General features: G+C 72.5%; 6 protein-coding genes. 3 read left to right on the forward strand and 3 right to left on the reverse strand.

Translation table 11 applies throughout. The annotated features are described in order from the left end of the window. Positions 1-751, forward strand: a 751-nt coding sequence (locus tag GXP76_RS33910) for a metallophosphoesterase (RefSeq protein WP_242575460.1), incomplete at its 5' end; no start/stop codon positions are given. Here GXP76_RS33910 and GXP76_RS33915 read toward each other — a convergent pair. Then, complete coding sequence (locus GXP76_RS33915; protein WP_242575464.1) at positions 717-2,219, reverse strand: cell wall metabolism sensor histidine kinase WalK; 1,503 nt, start codon at positions 2,217-2,219, stop codon at positions 717-719. The genes GXP76_RS33910 and GXP76_RS33915 overlap by 35 nt on opposite strands. Before the next feature lie 26 nt (positions 2,220-2,245). Continuing rightward, positions 2,246-2,977, reverse strand: a complete 732-nt coding sequence (locus GXP76_RS33920) for a response regulator transcription factor (protein WP_242575461.1) — start codon at positions 2,975-2,977, stop codon at positions 2,246-2,248. A 168-nt stretch (positions 2,978-3,145) separates the two neighbouring features. Between GXP76_RS33920 and GXP76_RS33925 the strand changes: the two genes are divergently transcribed. Next, positions 3,146-3,601 (forward strand): carboxypeptidase-like regulatory domain-containing protein, encoded by a 456-nt coding sequence (locus GXP76_RS33925; protein ID WP_242575462.1) that lies wholly within the window; start codon positions 3,146-3,148, stop codon positions 3,599-3,601. Here the strand turns inward: GXP76_RS33925 and GXP76_RS33930 are convergent. Beyond that, positions 3,561-4,250 carry a TetR/AcrR family transcriptional regulator gene (locus tag GXP76_RS33930; protein WP_242575465.1) on the reverse strand — a complete coding sequence of 230 codons (690 nt, stop codon included), beginning with the start codon at positions 4,248-4,250 and terminating at the stop codon, positions 3,561-3,563. The genes GXP76_RS33925 and GXP76_RS33930 overlap by 41 nt on opposite strands. 132 nt (positions 4,251-4,382) lie before the next feature. Here GXP76_RS33930 and GXP76_RS33935 point away from each other — a divergent pair. Continuing rightward, positions 4,383-5,040, forward strand: a 658-nt coding sequence (locus GXP76_RS33935) for a nucleotidyltransferase domain-containing protein (protein ID WP_242575463.1), incomplete at its 3' end; no start/stop codon positions are given.

A 5,040-nucleotide genomic window follows, 5' to 3' on the forward strand; every position in this document is an offset into this window, starting at 1 on the left:
CGGCACGTCGAACGTGCTGCGCGGCCCCAGCGTGAAGCGCGTCACGGTGCCCCTGGCGAAGCTGCCGCGCGCCGCGCACGGCTACCGGATCGCGGTCGTCAGCGACATCCACCTCGGCCCGCTGCTGGGCAGGGCCCACGCGCAGCGCATCGTCGACACCATCAACTCCACCAGCCCCGACCTCGTCGCCGTCGTCGGCGACATGGTCGACGGGACCGTCGCGGACCTGGGGCCGGCGGCCGAGCCGCTGGCCGGACTGCGGGCCAAGGACGGCTCGTACTTCGTCACCGGAAACCACGAGTACTTCGGCGACGCGGGCGAATGGGTCGACCTCGTACGGGAGTTGGGACTGCATCCGCTGGAGAACGCCCGCGTGGAGATCGCCGGGTTCGATCTGGCGGGCGTCAACGACATCGCCGGCGAGGAGGAGGGCGCGGGCCCCGACTTCCAGAAGGCGCTCGGCGGACGTGACCCGGCGAGGGCGTCCGTGCTCCTCGCGCACCAGCCCGTCGTCATCCACGACGCCGTCAAGCACGGCGTCGACCTCCAGCTGTCGGGACACACGCACGGCGGCCAGATGTGGCCGGTGAACTACATCGCGAAGGCCGCCAACCCGACCCTGGCCGGTCTTGAGCAGTACGGCGACACCTCGCTCTACGTGACGCGCGGGGCCGGGGCGTGGGGCCCGCCGGTGCGGGTCGGGGCGCCCGCGGACATCACGGTCGTGCAGCTGGCGTCCCGCCAGGCGTAGGAGCGGCCGGACGGGCTCCGGGCAGCGTGAGCGTCACCGTCAGGCCCGTCCCCGGAGCCGTCCGTACCGACACCGCGCCGCCGTGCGTGCGCACCACCGCGTGCACGATCGCCATTCCGAGCCCGCTGCCCGCGACACCGCCGCCGGCCCGGAAGAAGCGGTCGAATATCCGGTCCGCGTCCTCCTCGCTCATCCCCGGCCCCTCGTCGCGGACGCGCAGCCGCACCTCGCCCGCGTCCGAGCGCCCCAGCTCCACCCGCACCGGCGCGTCGGCGGGGGTGTGGACACGGACGTTGGTCAGCAGGTTGCCGATGACCTGCCGGAGCCCGGACTCGTCCGCGTGGACGAGCACCGGGCCCGCCGCCGTCACGTCGAGCGGCCGGTCCGGCTGCTGCGCGCGCAGGTCGTCGGCGGCGTCGCGGACCAGCCGGCCCAGGTCCACGGGGCGCATCCGCAGCACCGGCCGCTGGTCGAGCCGGGCCAGGGTGAGCAGCTCGTCGACGAGCCGGGCCATCCGGTCCGCCTCATCCGTCATCCGGGCCAGCGCCCGGGCGTGCTCCGCCTCGCCGCTCAGCATCCCCTTCTCGTACAGCTGGAGATAGCCGCGGATCGCGGACAGCGGCGTCCGCAGCTCGTGCGACGCGTCGGCGACGAACCGCCGCAACTGCGCCGCGCTGCGCTCGCGCGTCACGTACGCCGACTCGACCTGCTGGAGCATCGCGTTGAGGGCGAGCCGCAGCTGCTCCGTCTCGGTGACCGGATCGTGGCGGCCGGGGACCCGGCGGGTCAGATCGCCCTCGGCGATGGCCGTCGCCGTCTCGACCATGTCACCGAGGGGGCGCAGCGTACGGTTCGCGTTCACCAGCGTGATCAGGGCGAGCAGGACGAGCAGCAGCCCGCCGGCGGCGGCGTCGAGCTTGAAGGCGAGCAGCAGGCTCTGGTGCACGGTCTTGGTGGACGTCGAGATCAGCACCGTGGAGCCGTCGCCGAGCCGGGCTCCCACCACCCGGTACGGGTCGCCGCCCATCCTCACCTCGCGCACGCCCCGTTCCCTGCTCAGGGCGGCCGGGTCGGTGACCGTACGGGCGAGTTCACGCTGCCGCTCGCTCGGGACGACACCGGCGAAGTCCAGCGCCCTGCCCCACTGGTCGACCGCCACGAATACGGAGTCGGGCGCCGGCAGTGATTCCGCGCCCGGCCTGCTGGGCGAGATCTTCTCCACGATCGCGGCGAGCGAGCTGAGCGATTCGATCTGATTGATCGTCAGTTCGCTGCGCTGCAGCCCGTCGCGCGACCTGATCAGTTCGGAGTCGATGGAGTCCAGCAGATAGTGCCGCAGACCGAAGAGGCTGACCGCCGTCGCGATCGTGATGCCCAGGGCCAGCAGCACCACATTGACCAGGGTGAGCTTCGAACGCAGCGAGCGCGTACGGGGCCCCGCCGCGCGGAAGGGCACCCGGTGGCGCATCAGCATCCGCATCCGCGGGCGCGGGGTCACGGGGAGTCCGGACCGGCGAGACCGTAGCCGACCCCGCGTCTCGTCGTGATCAACGGCGGCCCGTGCACGTCGAGTTTGCGCCGCAGATAGCTGATGTAGGTCTCCACCACCGTGGACTCGGCCGCGTGCTCGTACCGCCATACGTGCCGCAGCAACTGCTCCTTGGTCAGCACCGCACCGGCGTTGCGCACCAGGAACCGCAGCAGCGCGTACTCGGTCGGCGTCAGATCCACCGTGTGCCCCGCCCTGCGCACCGTGTACGTCGCCTCGTCCAGCTCCAGATCGCCGTACCGCAGCGGCGGCCGGGCGGCGATCCGGTCGGCCGGCCGGGTCCGGCGCAGCACCGCCCGCAGCCGGGCGACCACCTCGTCCACGTTGAACGGCTTGGTGATGTAGTCGTCGCCGAGGGAGAGCCCGCCGACGATCTCCGCCGGCGCGTCCCGCGCGGTGAGGAAGACCACCGCCATCTCCGGGTGCGTCAGCCTCAGTTGGTGCGCGATGTCGCGGCCGTCGCCGTCCGGGAGCATCACGTCGAGCAGCGCCACGTCCGGGCGCGCACGCCGTACGGCCTCCGCCGCCTCCCGTACCGACCCCGCCGCCAGCACCTCGAACCGGTGGTAGCGCAGGGCGATGGTCAGGACGTCGGCGATGCTCGGCTCGTCCTCGACCAGGAGCACGGTCGCCGGTGCGTCCGTCGTGGCTCCGGCGGTCACAGCTCCAGCAGTCATGGCTCCAGTATCCGCGCGCGGTCCGGGCAGGCCGTCCCGGGCCGCCTTGGAGTTCCTTGAGAGTCAGCTCCACAACCCCGCCCGCGCCGCGCTCCGAGCCGATCCTGGAGTCCCGGCCCGACCCCGAGGACAGGGAGCCGGGCATGTCACGAGCGGAAGGAACAGACTGTGGAGGCATGGGCACGGTGGTGCCACCGGCACAGGCCGGTGGTCCTGACGCTGGGCGGCCGGCTCGGCAGACGGCGCCCGCACCCGGCCGTCGAGACGCCCGGGACCGCCCCGCCGGCACCGACGCCGGCACCCACGCCCGCGCAGGCTCCCAAGGAGGAGAGCGTCTCCGGTGCCACCGTCGTACACGGCTTCGTCCGTACGGAGGAGGGCGCGCCCGTCACCGACGCCGTACTGACCCTGCTCTCGCCCGGCGGCGAACAGCGTGACCGGGTGGTGACGCTCGCCGACGGCTCGTACATCCTGGGCGTCCCGGCCGGTGGTTCGTACCTGCTGGCCGTGGCGTCGCGGGAGTACGAGCCGTGGACCCGCCCCATCACGGTCGGCGCCGAACCGCTCGTCCACGACCTGACGCTCAGCCCTTCGGGGGCCGGCTCGCCATCGCGTCCGGCATGAACTCCGCCAGCAGATCGTGGAGCTGACGTACGACAGGGCGAAGCAGCCGGTACCGGGAGAGTGCGATCACACGGGCGACGACCGGGGTGGCACGCTCCACGAGCCGGCGGCTGCGCGCGGCGTCCTCCGTCCGGTCGTACACCCAGTACAGGACGAGACCCATCTGCGTCAGCCACAGCAGATACGGCAGCCGCTCGCGCAGTGCGGGATCGATCCGGGCCGACGACCCGGCGAGCACACGCTCGTGGATGGAGACGGCGGCCTCGCGCGCCGGGGCGGACTCCGGCGAGAAGGGACTGAGCGGGCTGTCGGGGTCGGCGGCGTTCTTGAAGAACTGCGCGGCGAAGCGGTGGTACGGCTCCGCGATGTCCAGCCATGTCAGCAGGACGCCCCGCAGACGCGCCGTCAGATCCGTCTCGTCCGCCAGCACCGGCCGGACGGCCGCCTCGTGCTCGGCGGCGAGCCGGTCGTAGAAGCCCTGGACGAGATGTTCCTTGGAGGAGAAGTAGTAGTACGCGTTCCCGACGGAGACCCCGGCCTCCTTGGCGATGACCCGCATGGTCGTCCGGTCGTAGCCGTTCTCCTGAAAGAGGCGCAGCGCGGTTTCGAGGATGAGGGTGCGGGTCTGCTCGCTCCTGGAGGGCTTGATGTCGGTCCTGTCCGTCGTCGCCGCGGGGCCCGCCGCTTCCCTCGCACGGCCCGGGCCCGAACGGTGGAGGAAGGCGCCCCCACCCACGGAAATATGATGCCGCCCGCCGCCCCGTCGGCAAGAGTCGGGCCCATGATGAGTGCGGAGGATGTGCTGGCCGTCCTGGACCTGCTCGACCGGGCGGGCGTCGAGGTCTGGCTCGACGGAGGCTGGGGCGTGGACGCCCTGCTGTGCGAGCAGACCCGCCCCCACGAGGACCTGGACATCGTCGTACGCGCCGAGAGCCTGGCCCACTACGGGCGCACGATGCGCGACCACGGCTTCCGGCTGCTGCGCGACGACGGGCCGTACAACCACGTACTGGTGGACGACGGCGGGCGGCTGGTCGACGTCCACGCGGTGGACCTGGGCACCACGCGCAAGGACGAGCGGGGTGTCGAGGTGTACGGCCCCGGCGGCCTGCCCTATCCGGTGGGTTCGCTGGCCGGCGGCGGGCGGGTCCGGGGCCGCCGGGTCGGCTGCGGCACACCGGAGTTCCAGGTCGCCTCGCACACCGGATACGCCATCGACGAGGACGACGAACGCGACGTACTGGCCCTGCACCACCGCTTCCGCGTACCGCTGGCCGGCCGGGTGCGTGCGTGGCACGAGGAGGAGGGGTGGGGCGTGCTGGACGCCGCCAACCTTCTTGAGGACGTGTGGGCGCACTTCTCGGCCGTCGCCGGTGAGACCTGTGCCGAACCGGTGGTGGGCCAGGCCGTCACGTTCTCCGTGGAAGACGCCGCGCGGG

Origin of the sequence: Streptomyces sp. NP-1717 (assembly GCF_022695985.1) — a bacterium.
GTDB lineage: Bacteria > Actinomycetota > Actinomycetes > Streptomycetales > Streptomycetaceae > Streptomyces.

Coding starts and splice junctions, on each gene's coding strand:
- GXP76_RS33920 (WP_242575461.1), bottom strand. CDS start 2,977: ATGACTGCTGGAGCTGTGACCGCCGGAGCCACGACGGACGCACCGGCG.
- GXP76_RS33915 (WP_242575464.1), bottom strand. CDS start 2,219: ATGCGCCACCGGGTGCCCTTCCGCGCGGCGGGGCCCCGTACGCGCTCG.